Genomic DNA, 25,032 nt, shown 5'->3' with positions numbered 1-25,032 from the left:
AGCGCTTCGACTTCAAGTGTCCGATCGAGGTTATGGACGAGGTGATGCAGGAAGCTATGGCTATGCGGCATGATGCTCCAGCTTCAATTCAATAACCGTGTTGCACTCAGCTCCTGTAACCGCCCATCTAAAAAAGTATTTGGCAATGAAACTTGAGCTGGATATGGGAATGTAAGGCATGAGCCAGAGTGTTATTTTTGGCATTTATCTGAAAAAACCATATTGCTTAATACACCTAACGCACTAACTCCCCAATTCTTTTTGACGGCAACCACGGATTTAACACACACGTTAAATACCTATGAAAATATTCCAAAACATACCTGAAATTGCTCGCTCGTCAACATTTACTTATGACAGGATGAAAGAGATAATATGTTTACTGACTCAAGAAGAGATCAGCGACAAAAAGAGAGCAAGACCATGAATAACAACAACTCAATGTACATGAATTTGGGAACTGGCAGCGTAGATACCATGGAAAACTGGGAAGCAGATTCGCTAAACTTTTGCACGGAAGAAACAAGTGCCAAAGACCAGCTAAAGAGCCTGGTGAAAGTAGTGCTTGACGCGGATGGTGGCTGGGTAGAAGTGTAACCTCATAACATACCAAGGGCCTGCTGGCCCTTTTCAAATGCCACAAACTTAATACCCGCCTAATTTTATCTAATTGTCTTTAGCAAAAAAGACGAACATACCAAAAACCAGTTAAGTGTCAACGTATACAGCCGCAAGGATGAAGGAGATAATATACTTACTGACTCAAGATAAGTCAGAACATAATAAGAGATAGCTATCATGAACGTACAGCTCAACAACCTATTTAATACTGCGCGCAAAGTCCTCGGTGAAGCAGCAGTCATCGAAATCATTAAAGCCACTGACGCCAAGTTTCAATCGGCAACAATTAAAGGCTTCGGGCACTCACGTGCACAGCTTGGTTTGAGCTCAAAAAATATATCTTGGATTATGCGTTACTCTCGTTATGTCAAGGTCTCGACGGGCATTGGCTCCAATAACTTCAAAATCATGTTTCCATTTGAGTTTGCAGACTCACTAAAGAATGCACTGCTACGCGCATGTTCTGATAAAAACGCAAAGAGTACCTGCGTCCGCCCAAGCACTAATGGCGTATTCACGTAAAATTGGCCTCGGTTAAATACTTTTTGCTGAAGCTAGGGCTGAGTTTGACGTGCTGGTAGAATCGCGCAATTTGGCGCAAGCGTAGCGCCAAGCTCCATTCAAAAGGAATTTCGCGCATGTCTGCCCTCTCTGTCCTGCTCGCAACATACCGCGCTGCCTCCGCTTCCGAACGCGAAAAGGGCACCTATTTTGAAGAGCTGATCTGCGCTTACCTGCGCAACGAAGCAACCTATCGAGACCTTTACGACCAGGTATGGATGTACTCCGATTGGGCCAAGGAACAGGGGCTGGACGGTCGTGATACCGGCATCGACCTGGTGGCGCGCACTCAGGGCACGGGCGAGTACCACGCCATCCAGTGCAAGCTGTACGCCGAGGACTATCGCGTCCAGAAGAAGGATATCGACAGCTTTTTCACCGCCTCGGGCAAGGCACCGTTCTCCCATCGCATCATCGTCACCACGACCAACAACTGGAGTGAGCACGCCGAGGATGCATTACAAGGCCAGCAACCCGCTGTCAGCAAGATCGACCTGCAAGCGCTGGAAGAAAGCCAAATCGACTGGGCCCAATTCCAGCCCAACCAAGCCGTTGCCCTCAAGGCGCGCAAGCAACTGCGCGATCACCAACAAACCGCACTGAACGCCACCGCAGCAGGTCTCAAAGAGGCAGAGCGCGGCAAGCTGATCATGGCCTGCGGTACAGGCAAGACCTTCACCAGTTTGAAGATCGCCGAGCGGCTGGCTGGCAAGGGCAAGCGTGTACTGTTCCTGGTGCCCAGCCTGTCGCTGCTCTCGCAGACCCTCACCGAATGGACGCAGGAAAGCGAAACCCCACTGCACAGCTTCGCCGTTTGCTCTGACAGCGACGTAGGCAAGAAGCGTAAGGCCGACGAAGACACCGTTCAGGTATTCACCCACGAACTGCGATACCCAGCTACCACCAAGGCGGATCGCCTCGCAGCGGAAATGCTCAAGCGTCATGATGCCGAGCACATGAGCGTAGTGTTCTCGACTTATCACTCCATCGACGTGATCAGCCGCGCCCAGCATGACTACGACCTGGCAGCGTTCGACCTGGTGATCTGCGACGAAGCGCACCGCACAACCGGCGCAACCTTCGACGACGATGACGAAAGTACCTTTGTGCGCATCCACGATGCAGACTACATCCGCGCCGCCAAACGCCTGTACATGACCGCCACGCCACGCATCTACGGCGACAATGCCAAGATCAAGGCCGAATCAGGTGAGGTCGCCCTGTGCTCGATGGATGACGAGGCGCTGTATGGCAAAGAGCTGTTCGTCATCAACTTCTCCGAGGCTGTTCAGCGTGGCCTGCTCACCGACTACAAGGTGCTGGTACTCACCGTTGAAGAGAGCGTCATCAGCCGCCGCCTTCAAGAGCTTTTAAAGGACGAAGACAACCAACTCAAGGTGGACGACGCCGCCAAGATCGTCGGCTGCTGGAAGGCGCTGGCCAAACAAGGGCTGGCAGAAAACCTAGTAGGTGATGATCAGCCCATGAAGCGCGCGGTGGCTTTCTGCCAGGTCATCTCGCCCAACTATAAGGGCATCAAGCACAAGGTCAGCTCCGTCAACATCGCCAGCATGTTCCAGTCGGTGGTGGAGGCCTACCAAGAGGCCGAAGAGGTTGATGAGGCCTCACGCATCATCTGCGAGGCCGCGCACGTCGATGGCGGCATGAATGCCAGCCAGAAGGAAGCCAAGCTCAACTGGCTAAAGGAAGAAGCCCCGGCCAATACCTGCCGCATCCTCAGCAACGTGCGCTGTCTGTCCGAAGGCGTGGACGTGCCAGCACTGGATGCCGTGCTCTTCCTCACTCCGCGTAACTCCCAGGTAGACGTGGTTCAGTCAGTTGGCCGGGTAATGCGCAACGCACCGGGCAAGAAGCGCGGCTATGTGGTGCTGCCTGTGGTCATTCCAGCCGGCATGGAACCCCACGAAGCGCTCAACGATAACCAGACCTACAAAGTGGTCTGGCAGGTGCTTCAGGCACTGCGCTCGCACGACGACAGCTTTGATGCGATGGTCAATAAGCTCGATCTGATTGGCTCAGACCCGCGCAAGATGGAAGTCATCGCCATCACCGATAAGGCCGACAAGAAAGCGAAGAAAACCAGCGGCACGAGCAACGGCCAGGCCGGCAAAGGCAAGTTCGCTATCGGTAGCAAAAACCACGATGCCGAAGGCCAGCTAACCCAGCAGGCCGAGCTGACCTACGAAGTGGGCGAAATCGAAAAAGCCATCTACGCCAAGATCGTCGATAAGTGTGGCAACCGCCACCACTGGGAAGACTGGGCCAACGACATCGCCAAGATCGCCCGCACCCACATCGACCGTATCCAGGGCATCCTGGAGAATCCAGGCAATACTCAGGAAAAGGCCGCTTTTAACGCCTTCGCCGCTGAACTGCGTGACGACCTCAATGACAGCATCAGCGATGGCGAGATTGTCGAAATGCTCGCCCAGCACCTGGTAACCAAACCGGTGTTTGATGCGTTGTTCGATGAATACAGCTTTGCCAGTCACAACCCTATGTCCAAGGCCATGCAAGCTGTGCTGGACGCGCTTCATGAACATCACCTGGCCAAGGAAGCCGACACCCTGGAGAAATTCTACGCCAGCGTGCGGCAGCGCGCCTCGGGTATCGACAGCGCTCAGGGCAAACAGAAGATCATCGTCGAGCTGTACGACAAGTTCTTCCGCAACGCCTTCCCCAAGATGACCGAGCGCCTGGGCATCGTTTACACCCCGGTCGAGGTGGTTGACTTTATCCTTCACAGTGTCAACCACCTGCTGCAAAAAGAGTTTGGCCAGACTCTCGGCAGTAAAGGCGTCCACATCATCGACCCGTTCACCGGCACCGGCACCTTTATCACCCGCTTGATTCAGTCAGGCCTGATCAAACCGGAAGAGTTGCCGCACAAATACCGGTACGAGATTCACGCTAACGAACTGGTACTGCTGGCCTACTACATCGCAGCCATCAATATCGAAGCGGCCTACCACGGCGAAGTGATCGACGAGTACGCCCCGTTTGAAGGTATCTGCCTGACTGACACTTTCCAGATGTATGAGAAGGACGATCTGGTAGACGCACTGCTGGTGGACAACAGCGCCCGGCGTAAGCGGCAGAAGGATTTGGATATACGGGTGATTGTGGGTAATCCGCCGTATTCGGTTGGCCAAGGTGATGCTAACGCCAACAATGCCAACGTACCGTACCGCAGTTTGGACGCTCGAATTCGCGACACCTATGGTGTGCGCTCTGAAGCGACCAACAAAAATTCGCTGTACGACAGCTATATTCGCTCTATCCGCTGGGCCAGTGACCGTATCGGTAATGCTGGCATCATTGGGTTCGTGACCAACGCAGGTTTTATAGAGGCCAATACTGCTGACGGTCTTCGAAAGTGCTTGGTGGATGAGTTCTCAAGCCTCTATGTGTTCCATCTGCGAGGCAACCAGCGCACCAGTGGCGAAACCTCACGCAAGGAAGGCGGCAAGATATTCGGCAGTGGCAGCCGTGCGCCCATTGCAATCTCTCTTCTGGTTAAGAATCCCGAAGCGGAGGCTCACGGTCAAATCCATTTCCACGATATTGGCGACTACCTCAGCCGCGAAGAAAAGCTGGAAAAGATAGTCAGCTATGGCAGCGTGGTTGGTATTCCAAGCTGGCATCAGATAGTCCCCGACGAGTACGGTGATTGGCTAAACCAGCGAGATAACAGCTTCTGCGATTTCATCGTCATGGGTGATAAAGACGGAAGCTCCGTTAATTCACTGTTTGCGAATTTCTCAAGAGGTGTTGCAACAAGTCGTGATGCTTGGTGTTACAACGCATCGAAAGACAGCTTAGCGCTCAATATGACGCGCATGATTTGCTTCTACAACAGTGAGGTAGCACGCTTCAACGCCGCTCACCAGGGGTTAGAAAAGAAGGCTCGCGAATCAAAGCTGGATGGCTTTATTAATACCGATCCAATACAGATCAGCTGGAACCGAAGCCTCAAACAAGAGCTGGTTAAAGAGCGAGTATTTGCTTTTGAGCAAGAGTGTCTTAAGCCAAGCCTGTACCGCCCCTTCACCAAACAATGGCTCTATTTCAACCGTCAGTTGAACGACATGATTTATCAGATGCCGCGTCTTTACCCGGATGCATCGGCCAAAAATCTTGTGATTTGTGTTTCTGGCAAGGGGGATAAAGTCGGATTCAGCAGTCTTATCACTGATACAGTGCCTTGCTTGCACATGGTCGATATTGATGGCTCACAATGCTTCCCGCTCTACCTTTACGACGAAGCCGCACAGGCCGCAAAAGACGATCTTTTTGCAGAGTCCGTTGAAGGTGGACTGCGGAGGCGAGACGCTATAACTGACGGAGGCATTGCCCATTTTAACGCGGCTTATCCTAGTGAGCAGATCAGTAAAGAAGACCTGTTCTACTACGTCTACGGAATCCTCCATTCGCCGGATTACCGCGAGCGCTTTGCCGAGAACCTGAGCAAGGAGCTACCGCGCATTCCGGCTGTGAAGAAGGCCGCCGATTTCTGGGCATTCAGCAAAGCAGGCCGCGCCCTGGCTGATATCCACTTGAACTACGAAACCGTTGCGCTGTACCCGCTAACCATCGAAGCCAAGGGCACGCTTACCGATGCCGACTACCGCGTTGAGAAGATGAAATTCGCCAAGAAGGGCGACAAGACCACCGTCATCTACAACCACCGCATCACCCTCAAGGGTATCCCCGAGGCTGCCTGGGATTACGTGGTCAACGGTAAGGCCGCTCTGGACTGGGTCATGGAGCGCCAAGCAGTACGCACCGACAAAGCGAGCGGCATCGTCAACGACGCCAACGACTGGGCCGTCGGAACCATGGGCAATCCCAAGTATCCACTGGAGCTGTTCCAGCGCGTGGTCACTGTAAGCATGGAAACCCAGAAGATCGTGAACAGCCTGCCAGCATTGGATATCTGACCATGGCAGACCCGAGGCAGGAAGAGCTATTTTCTCCACTGAGTGACCTCCAGGCTGCTCAGTGGTTAATGGGAGAACTGCATGATGACCTGCCTGGACGTGTGGCTCGTTTTCAGCAGGTTAATGACCTCTGCGCAAATCTTGGCAGCACGGGCACGATGATCCCCGGCGAGGTCGCCTATTCAGCGTGGGTTGAAGCGCGCTCCAGCTTCGTTAACGGGAACTATGTCGCGACTGTGATGCTATGTCAGGGGCTTGCTGAGCAGATGCTTGCGAGCCATCTGACATTGAGTCTGAATGCCCCAGAGCTACCCAAGAAAATAGGCTTTCAGGACACGCTAAGTCGCTGCCTGGAACAGGGCGTGATCGAACCATCCCTGGCTGGACAGTTAAATCAGCTGATGGGGTTGCGAAACCCGCTTTCTCACTTTCGACGTGTCGATGATCCAGAAAGTCTTTTTCGGCGTGCGCTTGATAGCCAAACGCCTACCCATGTCACTTTGCAGCGTGATGCTACGTTTGCGATTAGTGTCGCAGTTGACCTGCTTGCGTCTCCAGTATTTAGGCTTGGGCGGTAGTGGGTAGCACTTCAGCTCCCTTCGTAATTCAGAAAAGTCTCAAATCATGTATTTCATCATCTGATCGTATGAACATTTCTTGATGATGTAGTAAGTACCACTTTTGCCGCCGTTAACTTTCTTTGTCTTCAAACCTAGCTGGCTCATGAGCTTAGTGACTGCGGCTTGCTTGGCTTTTGTGGTTGATGCCTTGCCGATGCTCAGGCCCAGGCGGATCACGTCCATGCGCATGGCGTTGAGAGTGTCGAATAGTGCGGTACTGCTTTCTGCTGTCCAGTTCTTTTGTTCAAGCATGTGCAGAGCGGCGGTTTTCAGAGCTGTGAAGATCTTGCCTTGGGCACCATCGCCGTCGCTTCCGTGCATCTTCCGGAAGCGGTTGATTGTGTCTTCGCCATTCCCAAATTTCCAAACATTTGCATCTTCCCTGGTCAGCTCTCGGAGCCCGATCACTTCCTCAGCACGTGCACGGATCACTTCGAAGTGCTCGATCTCATCAGCAGAACCAGCGTCTTTTACCTGAGCAACCGTTTCCTTTTTTGCGGCCTTGCTGGCCATGACTTTTTCGGCCGCCATCGCATTCACTTCTTTGCGGCCTTGGCTCTCTGCTACGAAGCCCAGGCGGGCCATCTCGTCGCTGTGCTCCAGCACGTCAACCGAGAAACCTTGGCTAATGAGGGTTGCTGGCAGACTGTTCTGGATGTTGTCACGGAGCCATGCCTCATCGCTCATGTGCTCATATCTCATTTCTTCGAACGCCGATGGTTTGATGTCAAAGTCCAGAGCTTCTATCAGCACCGCTTTCAAGCTTTCATCGATGTCAGCAGCCTCGATAGCGGCTCGCGTTGTTGGTGCTTCTGTGCGGCGCTCCATGGCCTCTAGTTGCTCTTGCTTGGAGTATTCAGGGGTCTTCATTCCAACGATGAACTCGACTGCCGTGCGGTCGCGGCGGAGCATCTGAATCGCGTCTGACGGCACTACTTGACCAGAGAAAAGACCGAAGTGTTTTTTGAAATGGCCACTCGTAATGGACAGAGCAGAAGTGATCACAGGGCTGTAGATGACGACCTGGTGATCCGTGGAATTCGGGTTAGCGATAAAGGCTGCTTGATCTTTCCACTTTGCGTTTTCGCTAGTGATCACAAGAGCGTCGATGCCAGCTTTTTTCTTGATCGCAGCAGCCAGGGCTTTTGCAGACTTAGCACCGTCGCAAGAGACAAGCACCGTTTCACCCTCAATCGCAGCTTCGATAACCAAACCGCGCACATGCTCGATGTCAGCTGTCTTAACTTTGATGTCGCTGTGATCGCGCTTCAAGCTGTACAGCGTGTGATCCCATCCGATCATGTTCACGCAACGCGCATTGATGTCAGCGTCTGCCATTACGACTGTAGGAGCGTTTTTGACAACAAAATTCAAGGCGTTCCAAACGGCCTCGCGGGCTTTTACTTCGCCGCCGAGGACGTGGCTGATGACTTGAGATGCTTCGTCGATGATCACAACGTCAGCGCTTTCGATGAAGCTTTTGAACTTGTCGGCGCTGAGTGAGTTGACGACGATTTTGAGGGCGCGTGCGTTTTTGATGATTTCTGGCGAAGTGCATTCGTCGTAAGAGACCATGCCAGTGATGCCGTTGCAGATGTTTGCGTTGATCGAACGGCGATGGCTGATGACCAAGACTTTAAGGCCGATTTCGATTGACTCACGGACGACCGGGTCGATTATTTCTGAAGTTTTTCCGTAGGCCGTGGGCAGGTTTAGAAGGTACTTGCCGCCGTGCGTGCAGATCTCTTCTTTGATGACCGCTGGGCTTTCAGGGGCTTGTGCGTACATGTCAGCGTATATAGAAGACATGTGCTGAGTGCGTCTGTGCAGCTCTGCGCTCATCTTTTCAAGCTTGCGCTCGATCAAGTAGCGGCAGTAAGCCGGGCTTTCGCTAGATGCCAGCGCGAGCATTTCAGACTTGCCCGCAATGTCGCCGGTTAAAAAAGCGTCCCTGGCGAGCTCGTAAGCGGCGCGGTGCAGTGCTTCTTTGCTTGAGTCGTTACGTGCGATGAGCATTGCTATGTCAAGCTTGCGCATACTGTAGATACTGTCAGCAATGACCACGCCTTTTTCTGCTATGCCTGATGCTGTTTTGTAAGCAGCGGCGATAGCTGGCATTACGCCTGATTCTACGCCGATTATTCTTTTCGTAGTTGGGTAATCTGCCTTAAGTGATACTGCTTTAGCTAAAACGTCAGCAGTAGTGATTGTCTCGAAACCGTCAATTTCTGTATTTAGTGCGTACATAGTTATTACTCTAAGTGGTTGATGCTGAGTCTCACCTCAGTAACTCTAGTATCACAGTGAGCTTTATATAGTGCAAGACCCATTACTATAGACACTTACGGACATTTACATATACTTTCGGATATTTGCGGATATTTGCGGATATTTGCGGATATATGCGGATATATGCGGATATATGCGGATATATGCGGATATATGCGGAGTTAGCAGGTTGCGGGCCGAGCTTCTTTTATAGTGTAACAAGCTTTTCATTCTTAAGAGTTTTACAAAACCGGAGAAAAGAAACAGATCCCAGGCACAAGCATGGAGCGCACCTTCTCTTCTTTTCTTCTTATTAAGGTGTAGAGCGAGTATAGCGCGTGGACAATGTATGGAAAGACACACATACTTTGATACATGATGTAGTAATGCGTTTGAAAGCACACAGCGCGCGCATGCCCTTGCCCGGCTTTCTCCGGCTCTTAAAAACTCTTAAAAATGAAAAGCTAGAAATGCAGCAACCCGCAACCATCCCAAACTATCCCTATATCTCCGCAAATGTCCCAAAGTATATGTAAATGTCTGTAAGTGTCCATAGTGCGGGGTATTGCGCAATAAAAATCTCACTGTAATAATGTAGTTGCTGGCATGAGAACCAGACAACAACAAGAGTAAATACAATGACCTTTAAGTACGCGATACAAAGAACTGCACACACTGTCGAAGTAATAAATCGCCAGGCCGACAATTTCTACAGCTTCTTCGAAACGGAGCTTGCAGACATGCGAGTAAGCCCAGAAAAAGTCGGTAAGACATTTATACCAGGCGCCTTCAGACTACCAAGCCGCACTGCCGACAACGTTTCTGAGATGCATATAGCTGTCTTCGATATCGACCAAAAGCCCGAAGACGACATCATCACGCTCGAAGAAATAGAGGACGTGGCGATAGATATGGGACTTGAGCACGCTGTTTATACTAGCTACTCAAACACCCCTGAATGCCCTCGTTTCCGCCTCCTAATACCCTTTAGCCGCCCAGTTTACCCGGAAGAATATCCATTCATCATGTCAGCCCTGGTAGAGGATTTTGACGAGTTCCTAGACGGTCGTTTCTCTAAAGTCCTTGATCGCTGCTGGAAGAACGAGCTATCGCGCTGCTACTACACATTCACAGTGCACCCTGACCGTCTTAACGGAGCCATCAGTTTCTTCAATCCTGGCAATACTCTGGACGTTGATGAAACTAAAATTAGACAGTCCACATACGGTCAAGACATCGAATACGCATCAACTTCCAAAGCACGAAAGTCCGGAACCTTCATAGGCGCTGTCGGCAGATTCTATGAGTTAACTAGGCTGCTTGGCGCAATGTTCCGAGGTTCGACAGAAGAAGAAATATTCAAGCGCCTCATCGACTTTGACGCTAAAGAAAATGCGGGCGATGAGTATTTCCGCGATACTCAGTACAACAAGCACAAGCCAAAACCAGGCGAGAATTTGGAGCAAGCGCGTATTAGATCGGCCCGATCTTTCGTTAAAACTCACATCAGCTGGCTAAGAAGGAAAGTCAAATCAGACTTCAAAATCATCAACAAACCCGGCAAAAACGTTGGTGCAGTAGCCCAGCATGACGCCGTAATTCAAATCTACAAGGCCGAAAACATAGAAAAAGCCGGCAAAGAAACAACAAAACTGAGCTGCAAAATCATCTCAGGAGAACATGCCGGGGCAATTTTCTGGCACACACTCTTCGGAACCGGCTACAGCGACCAAGCAATTCAAGTAAGCCAAGATCTCGCAGACAGAGCAAAGAAGGCATCTAAACAAGAAATTAACAGCATCAAGGACATGATTAAACTCTCAGGGAAGATAGTTAAAGCCCGCATTAAATACAAACCAGGCACTAACGGGTTTCCAGCACAAAACGAGATTGGCAATATCTACATAGAATAAGCCAACAACCACCCAAAGCCCCTAACCTAAGGGGCTTTTTTAATCCCCAAAACATAATAACAACCACCCAACAATCAACTAAAAACAACAGCCCTTTTTGAGAGCAACTAAAACCGCCCTTGTTTGAAAGCAAAACCGCTTTAGTTTGCCGTCAAATGATTTTCTATTGTTCTCAAAGTTGCGGGTTTTGTGCTCAAAAAAGTTGATTTATTTGTTGAAATGATACTAAAAAGCTACACTTACTTAATGTTTGTGCTATTATAAAGATGTAGGCATTGCCCAATTCCTTGTCTATACCCTCCATAATTGAGCTTCTTAAAATTTGCTGATCCTCACCAGTAGGTGGGTTCTTCTCATCGCCGGCAAGAAAATTAACCGGGTGCACGCAAAGCACCATCAATTTTTCCTAGTATTTAATTTCTTTGAAGTTCATTGGTTGGAAGGATTGGAGGAAAGCGCCTTGAAATGGATGGTTTATCTAGTTTCACAAAACATCTATTGAAAAGCTGCTATAGCCAAGCAGCAACTTAACCTATCGGTTTTTACGTTTATTCCAAAAACGTGCGCTTTTTGGCTTGTTTTGCGAGATATTCGTGGGCATTTGCCTCTACGAACAGTTAGCGCCAAAGCTTGGTGCATTGCTGTATGGGCTATGAGAAAGTTATTTGTGAAGGTAGCTGGCAGTCGGAGGCATTTTTATTTGTGGTGATGGTGATTAGCAAAAAAGCCTTAAGTAAATAAGGCTTTGTTTGTTGGTGTTTCCTTGACTTTAAGGAAGGGGAAGGGCAGATAGAATCGGTTTGTAGAACTGGATATAGACCATATCTTCTTTGGCGTTATCGATATGGCAGCCTGCGCACACCTCTTTCGGCGCCTCTGTAGAGACTGCGGAGTATGGAGGCGCGTGGTGGCCGAAGTTGAAGTAACCCCAGTTTTTTGTTTTTGCGAAACGCTTACTGTCTTTAACGGAGATGTCTAGCCCGCTCGGCCCGCCGCCAGCGAAATAGCCTCTACCAGATGGTTCAACACTCGAACCATCCGGAAACTGGCCTTGTTGAGTCAGATGTAGTTCTTTTACCATCATTGTCCCTTCGGGCCAGGTACCCGTTTTTCGATAATGCTCGAAAGCCGCAGGTTCTACATAAACGTTGTGAAATTCAGGAAAGCCTGCTTTCCCGTCGTTCAGACCTTGTGGGGTGAGAGGAGCTCCAAGAAAAACCCACTGGCGGAAATTTTTTGGTTGTTCCAGCTGACCTTTATCGTTGAATGTTGGGCCGATTTTAATGTCTGCGTAGTCTGCAGATTGCGCTGCAGCGACATATAACCCAATGCATGCAGTTATCGCGATAGCAGCTGACCTATTAGTTATCAGGTTTTTCATTTATTTCTCCAGTACTCCAGAGTTGAACCTCTGATCGCTAAAAGCGGGATGTTTGGTGATGATGCATTTAGAGGCTAGCGCACGAGCGGCGGTTGCTCTTTCAAAATCGTGCGGAATTTGCAGTGGCTTGGCTGCGCTGCTTGACATTGAGGCTCACCATTCCGAGAATCGAATTTCTATAGGCGCATATTCAATGGTATATGCGAATTAGAAAAGCAGAGCGGCTAATCAGCGGATTTATATTGCCTCGGTTCTTAGAGCGCTAATATCAAAATCTTAGGCTCGTTCGTCTCTGTCTTCATCTTGATTAGCTTAGGTGTCCCAGGGTATTGCTCTGAGAGAAGCGTTAGCTCAATGCCTGATAGAGATTATAAACTAGCCTCGGGAGTATCTTATGGACAGCCTATGTATGAGCCGCTCAGCGAAAGTGTGTGCCGGGCTGCTGGTGTTGACATTTTCAACACCTTTGCTCGCGCAGGATGGTGATGCGAAGCGCGGTGAAGTTGTTTTTCAGCAATGTTCAATTTGTCATCAGGTGGGTCCAATGTCAGGTAATGGAGTCGGCCCAAATCTGACGGGAGTGTTAAATAGAAAAATTGGATCGATCCCAGATTATTCATATGGCACGGGCTTGCAGAAGGCGGCTCAGGCTGGGTTGAGTTGGGATGAAGAAAAAGTTTTCAATTGGCTCGCTGATCCTCAAACCTACATTAAGCGCATCGTTAATGACGACTCCGTCACTTCAAAAATGCCTGTCAAGTTCAGCGATGAGCAAGCACGTTGGGACGTCATCGCGTATATCGCGACGTTTGGTGAAAAGTGAGTGAGCCGATTATATTAGTTTTCCGTTAAAAAGTTAAACCTCTGACTAATTTCAAACTTATTGGTTTTCGGGTGAGCATCAGTCAGTAATAACGACATTATATGATTAACGAGTTTTTCACCTAGATTCGGGCGTACTTATATGGCACTTCGTTGGTTTCACCGAATGGGCTCACCCAAGTGGTTTTATGAGACAAGTCGTCGTTTCATGCACTGGCTGAGTGGCCTCGCCGCTCTGTTGATTGCTACGGGCGTGATATGGGGCTTGGCCTTCGCACCTCCAGATTACCAACAGGGCAATAGTTTTCGAATAATTTATATTCATGTTCCGGCGGCAATGCTTGCGCAGTCCTGTTACGTCATGCTGGCGATATGCGGGGCAGTCAGGTTAGTTTGGAAAATGAAGTTGGCAGACGTCGCTCTGCAGTGTGCTGCGCCGATCGGTGCGTGGATGACTGCTGTAGCGCTCGTCACCGGAGCCATCTGGGGTAAACCAACCTGGGGCTCTTGGTGGGTTTGGGATGCGCGTCTAACGTCTATGCTGATTTTGTTATTTTTGTACTTCGGCCTGATAGCGCTGGGAAACGCCATAACGAACCGTAATAGTGCTGCTCAGGCATGCGCGGTACTGGCGATAGTTGGTGTGGTAAATATTCCCATTATCAAATATTCGGTTGAGTGGTGGAACACGCTCCATCAAAGTGCGAGTTTCAGCCTAACTGAAAAGCCCGCGATGCCAGTCGAAATGTGGCTTCCGTTAATGTTTACAGTACTGGGCTTCTATTGCTTTTTCGGTGCGGTGTTGTTGCTACGAATGCGCCTGGAGTTATTAAAGCGTGAGTGTAAAACCAGTTGGGTTAGAAATGAGGTTATGGATAGCTTCTTAATGGCTCTTGACGCGAAGAGAATAGCGCAATGAGTTTTTCCTCCTTCGGTGATTTCATTGCAATGGGACACCACGGCCTGTTTGTATGGACTGCTTACGGCTTCTGTTTTCTGGTGCTTTCTATTAATGCCTTGATACCGCTATTTGCGCATCGGCGTTATTTGCAGCAGGAATTTCGTCGATTACGACGGGAGGAAAACAAATGAGTCCGCTTCATAAAATGCGGTTACTTTTCCTCCTTGGCATGCTTGCCGGGATTGGCACGGCTTCCACGTTAGTACTGAGCGCCTTACAGGAAAACATCAACCTCTTTTACACACCAACGCAGATCGCCAGCGGCGAGGCTCCCCTTAATACGCGGCTTCGTGCCGGCGGAATGGTCGAGGCGGGGTCTCTGCATCGCTCGGCCGACACGCTCGACGTGTCGTTCGTGGTCACTGATTTCAAAAAATCGGTAACCATCACCTATCGCGGCATCCTTCCAGATCTATTCCGCGAAGGTCAGGGCATCGTTGCTCTGGGCAAACTCAACGCCGACGGTGTGGTTGTAGCCGATGAAGTACTGGCCAAGCACGACGAGAGGTACATGCCACCTGAAGTCTCCAAAGCCTTAAAAGACAGCGGCCAGTCCGTCCAGAGTACCTCTGGAATTCCAGCGAAAAAAGGGTAATTCATGATTCCCGAACTTGGACATCTGGCGATGATCCTCGCCCTGTGCTTCGCCAGCGTACAGGCTGTCCTGCCGCTACTAGGTGCCTGGCGTGGTGATCGACAATGGATGGCGTTAGCTCAGCCCTCAGCATGGGGGCAGTCCATGTTCTTGATGTTCGCTTTTGGCTGTTTGACCTTTTCATTCATGGTCGATGATTTCTCAGTAGCCTATGTCGCCGAGAACTCCAACAGCGCCTTGCCCTGGTACTACAAGTTCAGTGCAGTGTGGGGCGCTCATGAGGGCTCGCTGTTGCTTTGGACATTGATCTTGGGGGCCTGGACGTTTGCGGTGTCGGTGTTCTCTCGCCAATTACCGCAGGTCATGCTCGCCCGTGTGCTTGCCGTCATGGGCATCATCAGTGTCGGCTTTCTGTTGTTTCTAATCCTCACATCCAATCCTTTCAGCCGAATCCTGCCGCTGATTCCGCAGAACGGTCGTGACCTCAACCCATTGCTCCAGGACATCGGCCTGATCATTCACCCGCCAATGTTGTATATGGGATATGTGGGCTTTTCTGTAGCCTTCGCTTTCGCCATTGCTGCGTTGCTCGGCGGTCGACTCGACGCCGCCTGGGCACGCTGGTCACGACCGTGGACGATCGTTGCATGGGCCTTTCTTGGTATCGGTATTACGCTCGGGTCGTGGTGGGCCTACTACGAACTCGGTTGGGGAGGGTGGTGGTTTTGGGATCCGGTAGAAAATGCTTCCTTCATGCCCTGGCTGGTGGGGACAGCACTCATACATTCACTCGCAGTCACTGAAAAGCGCGGTGTGTTCAAAAGCTGGACAGTGTTGCTGGCCATTGCTGCGTTTTCCTTAAGTCTGCTGGGTACCTTCCTGGTACGTTCTGGCGTGCTGACCTCAGTGCACGCGTTCGCTTCCGACCCCGCTCGCGGTGTATTCATTTTGATTTTTCTGTTGTTGATAGTGGGCGTTTCGCTGACCTTGTTCGCCTTTCGGGCACCGGTTGTAAAAAGCCGAATCGCTTTTGGTCTGTGGTCGCGTGAAACCCTGCTGTTAGGTGTAACGGCTTGCAAACGAAAACGTCCCGACCTGCAATCAATACGATTTTCGACCGGAATTAACTGCGACTGACCGGCCCGGCAAACCAGTATTAGCTGCGAATGAACCTGCATTTATCCGCGCTGACCTGCATTCCATGGCTACCAACCAGCATTAATTGCAAATGACGGGGCTTATAGGTAGTGAATCGATTGCCTCGTTAGAGCGCATGTCTGCTTGGCATGCGGGAACATCTAGTCTCTTCCGCCCACGAGCCAGATCATTCCAGGCAAACACATGGGGCCTACAGCTTTGAGGCCCACTACGCTATGTGCGGGCTCGGTCTCGCCCAAAGGGTTCGGTCAACTGACCAAGGTAACCCTTGGGATAGTCCCTCTCACGCAAGCCGACATTGGCGTCGCCCTGCTTTCCTGTACTGTCGTAGAACGTCCCGAATAGCCGATCCCACACCATCAGAAATTCGCCGCAGTTCACCTGGGCATCTTCGAAGTCGCGCTTGTGGTGCCAACGATGAATTTCAGCCACCCCGATGACATGGCGCAGCCAACCCAGCCGGTAATCCAGGTTCGAGTGCTGAAAGCCCAAGTGAACGGTCAGAATGCCGAACCAGGTGGCAACCACTGCCGAAGGCGCGCCGGATGCAAACAGCAGCACCAATCCCGGGCCAGCCATGAGCATCGCATGTAGGGGATGCCGGCGCTCCCCATTCATCCAGTACAAGCGCTCGGCGCTGTGGTGAATCATGTGAAAACGCCACAGCCAGGGTACGTGGTGGCTGATGCGGTGCATGGCATACAGGCTCAGATCGAGCACGACGGCGACCAGCAGCAGCTGAACCCAAAGTGGACTCTCGACTGGGAAGAGACGAACTGTAGCCGGCACTGCATCGCCCAGCCTGGCCAGGATTTCGGCGGTGAACTGGATGACGGAAAGATTCACCAGCATATGCACCAGGTCGGTCAGGGTGTCCTGGTGATCCTCCAGCCAGCCCTCCCGGAAAGGCTGGATACGCTCCAGCCCCGCGACGGCCAATAGACCGACTGCGGCTACCAAGGGTGTGCTGGGCCAGTACGGCACCCCGGCGTACAAGGCCCAGACCATGAAGGCGGCGCTGCCACCAAACACGAGCGGATAGCTCAACCAGCGTAGGGCGAATCGAAGAGAAGTGGACATCGCTCAGCTCCTATGTAGAGAGCCTTCACGGTAGGTGCAGAGGACGACGTTCGACTTGAACGAAAGAGCTATGACTTCTGGAGATCGACCGCAGCCAGGGCGGAGGACGGATCGATGCCCAGCAGCGCCCTGAATGTCCGGGAGAAATGCGCCGAGTCGGAAAAACCTGCCGCATGCGCGGCTTCGGTCAGCCGTCCCCCTTTGGCCAGGTGTTGCAGGGCTTGGGTGAGGCGCAGCCATTTGACATAGCTGCGCAACGGCAGGCCGGTTTGCTCCACGAACCAATGGGAAAAACGCGTGGGTGACAAATGCACCAACGCGGCCATTGCCTCACGCCCCATTTGGCCTTCGCGCAGCGCTGCGGTGACCTTGGTCAAGCGCGGATCAGGGATTGGTGGATCGGCAAGCCGCAACAGCCGACGTACCTGCGCCTGCAACTGGACAGGCGAATGCCCCGACGCCCTCAGTGCCTCGACCATCGCAGCAATATCGGCCGCTACGATCTCCATCAGCCTCACGGCTCCGCTCACCCGCAAGGCACGCGCCTCATCGGACAGCACATCCAGGTAGATCGACAGGACATGCCCAGCACTGAGCCGGTGCTTCAAGCCTGCCGGAATCAAGATGGCAGCCCCAGATTGCCCACCCAACGGCGTTTCAACCGTTATCGCGGCGTCGAGCCCCACTGCAATTTGATGTGCTTGATGATGGTGCCAATCCTGGTGGGCGGCATGGCCGAGAAAGACGCCGATACCGGGGCCGACCCAGGCATGGCCTGACCAGCGAGCCACTTCTGCGGCATCCGAGCTTCGCATTATCTGCCCCGGTCCAGTTCCGCGCTTGGACTCAGCACACTGCTCAGGAGCAACATGGCGGCACCGCCCACGATGCCGATGTCCGCCAAGTTGAATGCAGGCCAATGCCAGGATTGCCAGAAAAAATCCAGATAGTCGATCACATGGCCTCGGAAGCTGCGATCGATCAGATTCCCCACTGCCCCTCCCAGTATGAGGCTATAGCCCAGCGCTTCGAGCTTGGCCCTGGGCTTACGCAAGAGCAACGCGAGCCCAATCGAAACAACCAGTGCGAGGAGAATGAAGAAGTAGCGCTGCCAACCGCCCGCGTCAGCTAGGAAGCTGAACGCTGCGCCGGTATTCCAGAAATGGACCAGATTGAAGACTGGGGTCAGAGGAACCACGGCGCCGACCGAGAGCGAACCCTCAATTACATATTTGATCGCCTGGTCGGCCAGGGCAACGGCTAGCGATAGCGTCCACCAGAGCCCGGGAGTGATACGGTGCGCCATTCCAAGTGGCGATTTCATTGTTTCGCTCCCTGAAACAGTCGCTGCAATCCGGGTGAGACGGGCATCGGCGCGAATGCACTGATCCTCGCGCGTCCGGTATTGCCGAGCGGTACCCAGATCTTCGAGAACAACACGGCAGCGATGATCCGTGGTGCTTGGCCGAACATTTCCCGGTAGTCGCGCAACTGCCAGCCAGCCCTTAGCATCAACCAATGGCTCCGCGCATGCAGGACGGGCATGTGCTGGCTCAAGATGTGGGCGCGCTCGAGCCAGGGGAATGCCTCGGTTGGCGCCTTTTCACGGAGTGCTGTCCTTGCCTGGAAAAAGGCTTCATCGATGGCATTGCGGAGGGCGGTATTCATCTGGAACTCACTTGCGCAGCAGTTGGAAGGCCATGATTCTGGGCCGATCGTGCAAGTGAACACCCTGTAGCCGCTATAGGGTCAAGCTCTACGCTTTGAGCAGAAGCGAATGGCACTTTTCTAGCGCGCCTTATGGAAGCCGTTTGCCTCCCTCCACTAGACCCGAAAGTATTCCGCAGTCCAGGCTTTGTCGTTCGTCATCGCAGCAGCTGCGTAACGTCACCAACTGGTTTTCCAGGGCTTGCAAGGATGCGATCTGGGCCCTGACCTGGGCGATATGGCTATCAAGCAGCGTATTGACCGCCGCGCACGGTTGCTGCGGCTGTGCTTGAACGCTCTGCAAAACACCAATTTCGTCCAACGACATGCCAAAGGACCGGCAACGGCGGATGAACAGCAGTTTCTCCACATGATCCGCTTCGTAGGCTCGGTAGCCATTTGCCTGGCGATTGGGCGATGCAAGCAGGCCCTGGCGCTCATAGAAACGAATGGTCTGAATGTCCGCTCCCGTCAGCTGTGCAAGTTGACCAATGCGCATAGGCTGCTCCTCGATAAACAGCCAGTATATCCAGGCTTGACCCTATACCTGCTATATGGTTTTCAATTGCCAGAATTGAACCTGATAGGAGAGGCGGATCATGAGCTCGTGTGAAAAATCCTGTGGCTGCGGTTCAGTGTCAGCGCCTGCTGAAGCAGCGAGCGCGCCCTCGACCGAAGGAGCCTGGGTCAGCCATTTTTCTGTACCCAAGATGGATTGCCCTTCGGAAGAGCGAATGATTCGGCTCGCGCTGAATAGCTTGCCTGAGCTTCGTTCGTTGTCCTTTGATCTGAGCAGCAGGCAGGTACTCGCTTTCCATGACGGGGCGGTTGACCCAATCACTACCAAGCTGGAGTCCCTGGGTCTAGGGGCAGCGCTACTGGGGACTCAACCAGCTAGTCAGGAAGCAGCCTCGACCAATCGCGCTGATGAGGAATTAGCGGCGTCGAAAGAGGCGAGCACCCTGAAAATTTTGCTCGGCATCAACGCTGCCATGTTTGTTATCGAGATGGGCGCAGGGTTGATCGCTCAGTCGACGGGCCTTATTGCCGACTCGCTGGACATGTTTGCGGATGCTGCCGTCTATGGCTTGGCTCTCTTTGCCGTCGGCCGCAGTGCACAGCTGCAAGTTCGCGCTGCGCACCTGGCGGGTTTCTTTCAGATCCTGTTGGCACTGGGCGTACTCGTGGAGGTGGCTAGACGCTTCCACTATGGCAGCGAACCTGAGTCGATGCTGATGATGGGGATTGGCTTAGTTGCACTCGTCGCAAACGCCAGCTGTCTCTTGATGATCTATGGCCATCGCGAAGGCGGTGCACACATGAAAGCGAGCTGGATTTTTTCGGCCAACGATGTGCTCGCGAACATTGGCGTTATCGTCGCCGGCGCGCTGGTTGCGTGGACGGGCTCTCCCTACCCAGACTTGGTGATTGGTACGGTCGTTGGCCTCATCGTATTGAACGGTGCGCGCCGAATCCTGGCATTGAAAGCCTGACCAACCGATCCTGTATTCCATCGCGATGGGCTCACTTTCTACAAGTGAACATCAATGGTACGGACAGTCCAATAAACCTTCGTTTGATAGACGCCTCTGGCGAGGTGTGCTGGGTGCACTCCTGGAAGGATTGAGCTACAATGTAGCTCATCAATCTGGAGGATCAAACCATGTCCGCAAATGCTGTAGTCCGTGCCCGTATCGACGAGCACATCAAGGAAGAGGCGACCGTCGTGCTGGCAGCGATGGGACTCACCGTGTCTGACGCCTTCCGCATCATGTTGACCCGAGTCGCCCGCGAGAAAGCCTTGCCGTTCGAGCCGCTGATTCCGAACGCCACCACCATCGAGGCGATGAAGGAAGCGCGCCGTGGCGGCTTGAAGTCGTTCGCTTCCGTCGAGGATCTGATGGCGGATCTGAATGCGGACGATTGAACAGACCAGCCGGTTCAAACGCGATTATAAACGCGAAGCCAAAGGCCCGCATCGTCAGACGCTGGCGAGCGATTTCATTGCCGTCGTCACAGCCCTGGCGAATAACCAGCCTCTGGCCGAGAAGCACCGTGACCACGCCCTCACCGGCGACTGGAAAGACCACCGGGACTGTCACATCAAGCCCGACCTGGTGTTGATTTACCGCAAGCCGGATGACGCCGTGCTGCAACTCGTGCGTCTCGGATCGCATAGCGAGCTTGGCCTGTAACGCCGGGGTCTGCCCAGGACAAGGAAAGAAGCTACATGACAATCAGCATCACCGACGACGATTGGAACGAACTGACTCCCGAGAGTTTCGATACCACCGCACTGCTGCGGGCAGTCGATGCCGTGGACGAGCTGCGCGGCGATTGAGTGACAACGCAGACGGCGGGCCTCCGCAACTGCGCACCGACCTGTTGAAGCTGCATCAACTGGCGATGAGGTGATCCAGGTGCGGATTCGAGAGCACGTCATCGCCACCAATGACATGCGTCTGTTCGGTCTGCACCTACTGGGGCAGGCGTCGCTGCGCATGGAGCAAGCGCTGTGGCCAGAAGAATATGAGCGGATGACCCGCGAGGTCGAAGAAGCTCTCCGTGAGGCCGACGACCCCAACGCCAAGTCGTACACCCACGAGAAGTCATGCAGGCGATGCAGGAACGAATCGACCAAGCACGAGACAAGCCATGTTGATCGGCCCTGCCCCAACTCCCTCGAACTCGGATGAGTCGGACCTAGCAACGTGGTGACACCGATCATCTAGGGCCGGAGCAGAGCCTGTGTCAGCCCGCGAGGCGGTGCGTCACTTCGCTGAGCTGGGCAGACAGCGTATGCAGGTTCTGGCTGGCTGCCTCGGTACGCTCGACATTGTCCTGGTTGGTGGTGGCGATGGCGGTAATTTCGGTCAGATTGCGCGAGATATCTTCCGCCACGGACGTCTGCTCTTCGGCAGCGGTAGCGATCTGACGGTTCATGTCGCGGATCGCTTCGACTTCTTGGGTGATGCGCTGAAGCATGCTGCCCGCTTCCGTAACCTGTTCGACACCTTCGTTGCTGCGGGTTTGTCCATTTTCAATCGCACGCACCGCATCCACCGCGCCGGTCTGCACCGTGTCGATAATCTGATGAATTTCAGCGGTGGAGTCGGCGGTGCGCCTGGCCAGCGTGCGCACCTCGTCGGCAACGACGGCAAACCCGCGTCCGGCATCGCCCGCGCGGGCGGCTTCGATGGCTGCGTTTAGCGCCAGCAGATTGGTCTGGTCGGCGATGCCGCGAATAACTTCCAGCACCTTGCCAATGCGACCGCTATCGGTCTCCAGACGGCGTATTACCTCGGCGGTGTTGCTGATCTCGCCGCGCATGTGGGTAATGGTCTGGATAGTCGAACGCATCATGGTCTCACCCTGCTGCGCCGAATGATCGGCCGCATCCGCTGCACGCGCGGCTTCGGCGGCGTGACGGGCGACTTCCTGCGCCGTAGCGGACATTTCATGCATGGCGGTAGCGACCTGATCGGTGCGCGAGAACTGCTCGCGAGTGCCTTGGCCCATCAGTGCGGCGATGGCGCTCAATTCACCACTGGCGCTGTCCAGGTCCGAGGTGTTGCGTTGCAGGAGGGTGAACGTATCGGCAAGGAAGTCACGCAGGATATTCGCGGCAACTGCCAGACGTCCCAATTCGTCAGCACGGGACGCATCGACGCGCTGTGCAAAGTCGCCCTGGCTGAGCTTGGCGATGTGGTCGATCAGGTGACGGATGGGGGCGATCAGATTGCGGTTTACCAACCATAGGCTGAGCAAGGCGATGAAAACGCCAGCGGCTAGCATTACCAACGAGCCGACGACTATTTTACGATCTGCGGCTTCGCTGATGGTTTCCGAACGATGCAGCGCCGAATCGCGCTGCTGGATGACCAAACCACTGAGCTGTTCGCTGGTGGCACGGTCGATGCCTTGAACCGCCTCGTCGCCGGCGAATGGATCGTTTCCGCCGGCGATGTAGGCCGCACGGCCCGCGCGGTAGGCGGCGCCGAGGCGCCGGTGCTCCTCGTGCAGGTCGCGGAGCTGCTTTGACAGGGCAGGGTTGTGCTCGCTTCGCTCAACGAGTCTGCCCAGGATGTCCTGGACCTTTCGTTCCTGGTTCTCGAAGCTTTGCCAGTACTTGCTCAAGGCTTCAGGTGATTTGCCACGCAGCAAGACGTTCTTCCACTCCTGCACCTGCACTTTGAATTCCACGTTGGCTTCGTCGATCAGGCGCGACGTTTCGATCGGACCCTTGAGTAGTTGTTGATACTTGGAAATGTCATCCGACAAGAAGGAAAAACTGGCGAAGGCGATCAGCAATATCACCAACAGGCTGCCGCCGATCAGTGTGAGCAGCTGAGCGCGCAGGGATTTTTTCAAGAGCATCTGGGCGGTCTCGTATCGAAAGGGGGGCGCTTGAGTCATACGCAAGATTGAGCGAGCGGTCAGCCAAATGACCGTTCGTTCGCCCCCTTATGTCGGCGTACCGCTGCGATACTTGAACGCTTTCAGACCAGACGCAGATGGTTGTCCCAGAGCCCTGCCGGCAATTGCAGCGCGGTGCTGACGAAGCCCCCGCTGGCGGGGTCGACCGTTAGGACAAGATGTCCGATCCGCGCTCATCGAAGCCTCCGCGCCTGGCCGGGGCACTTCTACCCGTGTGTTCGCGCAGTTGCGACAGCCAACCCGCAGGGAGTTTTTGCGGTTCATCCGCGTGGCTTGAGGAGACCAAGTTTCCGTCGCGGTCAAATAAGCTCATGCGCTTGAAAACCGGGTCCTCGGCGAGCATTCGCGCGGCTCGTCTCTGGTTTGGCCTTAAGCTACCGGCGCCCCTATCTGCCTGGTCTGCACTCTTTACTATACCGAACGACGAATGTCAGATCGAGCGCTCGGCGATCGGGAATATTTTTCGCCAAGCAAGGGCTACGCATGTCGCGAGATTCCAGCGCCTACGACTGGTGTTTAGAGTCGGCCAATACTCCTGTCCGGCCGGTCAGCCATGCGTCCTTGAGTCGTCGTGAATCCTGGCGGGATCGGACCTGGGCCCACAACCGTTCCCACCGAACATTTTCCCCGCCGGCGAGCGGCTTTCTCGCGCAACAAATTGTTCGGAGCTCAAGGTCCTTCTCTACGTTTCGGCTGCATTGGCAGTGCGTTCGGCCCTCACCCGCCGATCGGCTCACAACAAGGACGCGATGGGCGCGACCATGAATCCGAAAGGAGAACACCATGGCCATCATCGGCATCTTTACCACCTCTAAAGACGGGGCTAGTTGCAGTTAATGTGAGTAGGGAACGATGGAATGCAAGCCGGCGCGGCTGAATGCAAGCTCGCTCGCAAATAATCTGAGCCAGACGGCTCCGTCAGTCGCAGTTAATCTGAGCCGGAAATTGCGCTGATTGCGAGCACGGCCGTTTTCGATTGCAAGCCGGTACAGCTACCTGCTCACCCGGAGCGAAGGCACCATCGGCGAGCTTGCACATCTGCTGGTGGCGGCGGCCGTCGCCGCCGTGGAGAGTGGCGAGGAAGCGATCAACCACCGCACGCTCAGCATGGCCGACTACATCGGCCCCAGTGAGCGGCGGCGACAGTTCGAGCGGGAACTGATGTGAAGTCCGCGCCGCGCTGGCCGCTGCATCCGGCACCCAAGGAAGGCGAAGCCCTGTCCTCATGGCTCAACCGGGTCGCCGCCTGCTACCAGATGGACGTGCACGAGCTGCTGGCCCACGATCTTGGTCACAGCCAACTTGATGACCTGGATACCGCACCATCCTTGTCGTTGCTGACGGCGCTCTGCCAGCGCAGTGGCGTCGAGCTGGAGCGGTTGCGCAGCATGAGTCTTGCAGGCTGGGTGCCGTGGCTGCTCGACAGTCTCGACGATTCGGTACCAGCAGCCTTGGAAACCTATACATTCCAATGCGCGGTGCTCCTGCCCAAGCGCACCCGCAAGGTGCGGTCCATCACTCGCTGGCGTGCCTGGCTACCGAGCCAGACGATTCGCCGGGCGTGTCCGCAGTGTCTGAACGATCCAACGAATCAAGCTGTGCTACTCGTCTGGCAGCTCCCCTTGATGCTGAGCTGCCCGCAGCATGGCTGCTGGCTGGAGTCCTACTGGGGCATGCCCGGCCGGTATCTTCAGTGGGAAATCGCCGATGCTGCGCCGCGCCCTGCCGATGACGCAATCGCCTGCATGGACCGGCGCACCTGGCAGGCGCTGACGACGGGTTTTGTGGAGCTGCCGCGTCGGCGTGTCCACGCCGGCTTGTGGTTCCGGCTGCTGCGCACCCTGCTTGATGAGCTGAACACGCCGCTCTCGCACTGCGGCAGTTGCTCGGCGAGCATCCGCCATGTCTGGGAGCGCTGCGGCCATCCGCTGCGCGCCGGGCAGAGTC

At 53.9% G+C, this 25,032-nt stretch carries 23 protein-coding genes and 2 pseudogenes; 16 read left to right on the top strand and 9 right to left on the bottom strand.

The window, feature by feature from the left end:
• Positions 1-423: 423 nt before the first annotated feature.
• From JJD74_RS28960 to JJD74_RS28945, 4 genes are all read left to right on the top strand, one after another.
• The gene (locus JJD74_RS28960) at positions 424-597 is read left to right on the top strand and encodes a hypothetical protein (RefSeq protein WP_200617739.1); all 174 of its coding nucleotides are present in this window, start codon (positions 424-426) and stop codon (positions 595-597) included.
• A 201-nt stretch (positions 598-798) separates the two neighbouring features.
• Entirely contained in the window at positions 799-1,143 is a 345-nt protein-coding gene (locus JJD74_RS28955; protein WP_200617736.1) for a hypothetical protein, read from the top strand.
• A 116-nt stretch (positions 1,144-1,259) separates the two neighbouring features.
• Positions 1,260-6,143 (top strand): DEAD/DEAH box helicase, encoded by a 4,884-nt coding sequence (locus JJD74_RS28950; protein ID WP_200617734.1) that lies wholly within the window; start codon positions 1,260-1,262, stop codon positions 6,141-6,143.
• A 2-nt stretch (positions 6,144-6,145) separates the two neighbouring features.
• A complete protein-coding gene (locus JJD74_RS28945; RefSeq protein WP_200617732.1) occupies positions 6,146-6,721 on the top strand; it encodes a hypothetical protein in 576 nt (191 codons plus the stop codon).
• 39 nt (positions 6,722-6,760) lie between these two features.
• On the opposite strand, the gene JJD74_RS28940 is transcribed toward JJD74_RS28945, so the two are convergent.
• Entirely contained in the window at positions 6,761-9,010 is a 2,250-nt protein-coding gene (locus JJD74_RS28940; protein ID WP_200617731.1) for a plasmid replication protein, CyRepA1 family, read from the bottom strand.
• Positions 9,011-9,669: 659 nt separating this feature from the next.
• Between JJD74_RS28940 and JJD74_RS28935 the strand changes: the two genes are divergently transcribed.
• Positions 9,670-10,944, top strand: coding sequence for a hypothetical protein (locus JJD74_RS28935; protein WP_200617730.1), 1,275 nt, complete (start codon positions 9,670-9,672; stop codon positions 10,942-10,944).
• Positions 10,945-11,713: 769 nt separating this feature from the next.
• Here JJD74_RS28935 and JJD74_RS28930 read toward each other — a convergent pair.
• On the bottom strand, positions 11,714-12,325 hold the full coding sequence (locus tag JJD74_RS28930; RefSeq protein ID WP_198832858.1) for a cytochrome P460 family protein: 612 nt from the start codon (positions 12,323-12,325) through the stop codon (positions 11,714-11,716).
• Between the two features lie 394 nt (positions 12,326-12,719).
• On the opposite strand from JJD74_RS28930, the gene JJD74_RS28925 reads away from it, so the two are divergent.
• The 5 genes and pseudogenes from JJD74_RS28925 to JJD74_RS28905 all read left to right on the top strand — a co-directional run.
• On the top strand, positions 12,720-13,148 hold the full coding sequence (locus JJD74_RS28925; RefSeq protein WP_198832859.1) for a c-type cytochrome: 429 nt from the start codon (positions 12,720-12,722) through the stop codon (positions 13,146-13,148).
• A 141-nt stretch (positions 13,149-13,289) separates the two neighbouring features.
• A complete protein-coding gene (locus tag JJD74_RS28920) occupies positions 13,290-14,066 on the top strand; it encodes a heme ABC transporter permease (protein WP_198832860.1) in 777 nt (258 codons plus the stop codon).
• Positions 14,063-14,239: a heme exporter protein CcmD gene (ccmD, locus tag JJD74_RS28915; protein ID WP_198832861.1), complete on the top strand. Its 177-nt coding sequence runs from the start codon at positions 14,063-14,065 to the stop codon at positions 14,237-14,239. The genes JJD74_RS28920 and ccmD overlap by 4 nt, the downstream gene beginning before the upstream one ends.
• Positions 14,236-14,703, top strand: a complete 468-nt coding sequence (ccmE, locus tag JJD74_RS28910; RefSeq protein ID WP_031634226.1) for a cytochrome c maturation protein CcmE — start codon at positions 14,236-14,238, stop codon at positions 14,701-14,703. Before ccmD ends, ccmE begins: the two co-directional genes overlap by 4 nt.
• Positions 14,704-14,706: 3 nt before the next feature.
• Positions 14,707-15,765, top strand: a pseudogene (locus JJD74_RS28905) (heme lyase CcmF/NrfE family subunit); the annotation flags it as partial.
• 309 nt (positions 15,766-16,074) lie between these two features.
• On the opposite strand, the gene JJD74_RS28900 reads toward JJD74_RS28905, so the two are convergent.
• The 5 genes from JJD74_RS28900 to cadR form a co-directional block, all read right to left on the bottom strand.
• Positions 16,075-16,941 carry a sterol desaturase family protein gene (locus tag JJD74_RS28900; protein WP_024015049.1) on the bottom strand — a complete coding sequence of 289 codons (867 nt, stop codon included), beginning with the start codon at positions 16,939-16,941 and terminating at the stop codon, positions 16,075-16,077.
• 68 nt (positions 16,942-17,009) lie between these two features.
• Positions 17,010-17,756, bottom strand: a complete 747-nt coding sequence (locus JJD74_RS28895; protein ID WP_024015048.1) for a helix-turn-helix transcriptional regulator — start codon at positions 17,754-17,756, stop codon at positions 17,010-17,012.
• Positions 17,756-18,265, bottom strand: a complete 510-nt coding sequence (gene lspA, locus JJD74_RS28890) for a signal peptidase II (RefSeq protein WP_003452327.1) — start codon at positions 18,263-18,265, stop codon at positions 17,756-17,758. The genes JJD74_RS28895 and lspA overlap by 1 nt, the downstream gene beginning before the upstream one ends.
• The gene (locus JJD74_RS28885; RefSeq protein WP_024015047.1) at positions 18,262-18,609 is read right to left on the bottom strand and encodes a DUF3703 domain-containing protein; all 348 of its coding nucleotides are present in this window, start codon (positions 18,607-18,609) and stop codon (positions 18,262-18,264) included. The genes lspA and JJD74_RS28885 overlap by 4 nt, the downstream gene beginning before the upstream one ends.
• 130 nt (positions 18,610-18,739) lie before the next feature.
• On the bottom strand, positions 18,740-19,147 hold the full coding sequence (gene cadR, locus JJD74_RS28880) for a Cd(II)/Pb(II)-responsive transcriptional regulator (RefSeq protein WP_024015046.1): 408 nt from the start codon (positions 19,145-19,147) through the stop codon (positions 18,740-18,742).
• A gap of 100 nt (positions 19,148-19,247) precedes the next feature.
• Here cadR and JJD74_RS28875 point away from each other — a divergent pair, with 100 nt between their 5' ends.
• The 4 genes from JJD74_RS28875 (at position 19,248) to JJD74_RS28855 (ending at position 21,344) form a co-directional block, all read left to right on the top strand.
• Entirely contained in the window at positions 19,248-20,141 is an 894-nt protein-coding gene (locus JJD74_RS28875; RefSeq protein ID WP_033902376.1) for a cation transporter, read from the top strand.
• Positions 20,142-20,311: 170 nt separating this feature from the next.
• The gene (locus JJD74_RS28870; RefSeq protein ID WP_020303033.1) at positions 20,312-20,575 is read left to right on the top strand and encodes a type II toxin-antitoxin system RelB/DinJ family antitoxin; all 264 of its coding nucleotides are present in this window, start codon (positions 20,312-20,314) and stop codon (positions 20,573-20,575) included.
• Entirely contained in the window at positions 20,562-20,843 is a 282-nt protein-coding gene (locus JJD74_RS28865; protein ID WP_011282522.1) for a type II toxin-antitoxin system YafQ family toxin, read from the top strand. The genes JJD74_RS28870 and JJD74_RS28865 overlap by 14 nt, the downstream gene beginning before the upstream one ends.
• A gap of 225 nt (positions 20,844-21,068) precedes the next feature.
• The gene (locus JJD74_RS28855; RefSeq protein ID WP_020301383.1) at positions 21,069-21,344 is read left to right on the top strand and encodes a hypothetical protein; all 276 of its coding nucleotides are present in this window, start codon (positions 21,069-21,071) and stop codon (positions 21,342-21,344) included.
• 55 nt (positions 21,345-21,399) lie between these two features.
• On the opposite strand, the gene JJD74_RS31595 is transcribed toward JJD74_RS28855, so the two are convergent.
• The gene (locus JJD74_RS31595) at positions 21,400-22,104 is read right to left on the bottom strand and encodes a methyl-accepting chemotaxis protein (protein ID WP_370588167.1); all 705 of its coding nucleotides are present in this window, start codon (positions 22,102-22,104) and stop codon (positions 21,400-21,402) included.
• 228 nt (positions 22,105-22,332) lie between these two features.
• Positions 22,333-22,443, bottom strand: a pseudogene (locus tag JJD74_RS31590) (hypothetical protein); the annotation flags it as partial.
• A 1,596-nt stretch (positions 22,444-24,039) separates the two neighbouring features.
• On the opposite strand from JJD74_RS31590, the gene JJD74_RS28845 reads away from it, so the two are divergent.
• Together JJD74_RS28845 and JJD74_RS28840 are read left to right on the top strand one after the other, a co-directional pair.
• Positions 24,040-24,252, top strand: coding sequence for an NTP-binding protein (locus JJD74_RS28845; RefSeq protein ID WP_024015044.1), 213 nt, complete (start codon positions 24,040-24,042; stop codon positions 24,250-24,252).
• The coding region (locus JJD74_RS28840) for a TniQ family protein (RefSeq protein ID WP_200617729.1) at positions 24,249-25,032 on the top strand (784 nt) is incomplete at its 3' end. The genes JJD74_RS28845 and JJD74_RS28840, both read left to right, overlap by 4 nt.

The organism is Pseudomonas sp. MF6776, from assembly GCF_016613125.1.
Taxonomy (GTDB): Bacteria; Pseudomonadota; Gammaproteobacteria; order Pseudomonadales; family Pseudomonadaceae; genus Aquipseudomonas; species Aquipseudomonas iridis.
Note: the sequence above shows the minus strand (reverse complement) of the source record. Positions and strands in the feature narration are given on the sequence as shown.

Coding starts and splice junctions, on each gene's coding strand:
- JJD74_RS28960 (WP_200617739.1), top strand. CDS start 424: ATGAATAACAACAACTCAATGTACATGAATTTGGGAACTGGCAGCGTA.
- JJD74_RS28955 (WP_200617736.1), top strand. CDS start 799: ATGAACGTACAGCTCAACAACCTATTTAATACTGCGCGCAAAGTCCTC.
- JJD74_RS28950 (WP_200617734.1), top strand. CDS start 1,260: ATGTCTGCCCTCTCTGTCCTGCTCGCAACATACCGCGCTGCCTCCGCT.
- JJD74_RS28945 (WP_200617732.1), top strand. CDS start 6,146: ATGGCAGACCCGAGGCAGGAAGAGCTATTTTCTCCACTGAGTGACCTC.
- JJD74_RS28940 (WP_200617731.1), bottom strand. CDS start 9,010: ATGTACGCACTAAATACAGAAATTGACGGTTTCGAGACAATCACTACT.
- JJD74_RS28935 (WP_200617730.1), top strand. CDS start 9,670: ATGACCTTTAAGTACGCGATACAAAGAACTGCACACACTGTCGAAGTA.
- JJD74_RS28930 (WP_198832858.1), bottom strand. CDS start 12,325: ATGAAAAACCTGATAACTAATAGGTCAGCTGCTATCGCGATAACTGCA.
- JJD74_RS28925 (WP_198832859.1), top strand. CDS start 12,720: ATGGACAGCCTATGTATGAGCCGCTCAGCGAAAGTGTGTGCCGGGCTG.
- JJD74_RS28920 (WP_198832860.1), top strand. CDS start 13,290: ATGGCACTTCGTTGGTTTCACCGAATGGGCTCACCCAAGTGGTTTTAT.
- ccmD (WP_198832861.1), top strand. CDS start 14,063: ATGAGTTTTTCCTCCTTCGGTGATTTCATTGCAATGGGACACCACGGC.
- ccmE (WP_031634226.1), top strand. CDS start 14,236: ATGAGTCCGCTTCATAAAATGCGGTTACTTTTCCTCCTTGGCATGCTT.
- JJD74_RS28900 (WP_024015049.1), bottom strand. CDS start 16,941: ATGTCCACTTCTCTTCGATTCGCCCTACGCTGGTTGAGCTATCCGCTC.
- JJD74_RS28895 (WP_024015048.1), bottom strand. CDS start 17,756: ATGCGAAGCTCGGATGCCGCAGAAGTGGCTCGCTGGTCAGGCCATGCC.
- lspA (WP_003452327.1), bottom strand. CDS start 18,265: ATGAAATCGCCACTTGGAATGGCGCACCGTATCACTCCCGGGCTCTGG.
- JJD74_RS28885 (WP_024015047.1), bottom strand. CDS start 18,609: ATGAATACCGCCCTCCGCAATGCCATCGATGAAGCCTTTTTCCAGGCA.
- cadR (WP_024015046.1), bottom strand. CDS start 19,147: ATGCGCATTGGTCAACTTGCACAGCTGACGGGAGCGGACATTCAGACC.
- JJD74_RS28875 (WP_033902376.1), top strand. CDS start 19,248: ATGAGCTCGTGTGAAAAATCCTGTGGCTGCGGTTCAGTGTCAGCGCCT.
- JJD74_RS28870 (WP_020303033.1), top strand. CDS start 20,312: ATGTCCGCAAATGCTGTAGTCCGTGCCCGTATCGACGAGCACATCAAG.
- JJD74_RS28865 (WP_011282522.1), top strand. CDS start 20,562: ATGCGGACGATTGAACAGACCAGCCGGTTCAAACGCGATTATAAACGC.
- JJD74_RS31595 (WP_370588167.1), bottom strand. CDS start 22,104: ATGTCCGCTACGGCGCAGGAAGTCGCCCGTCACGCCGCCGAAGCCGCG.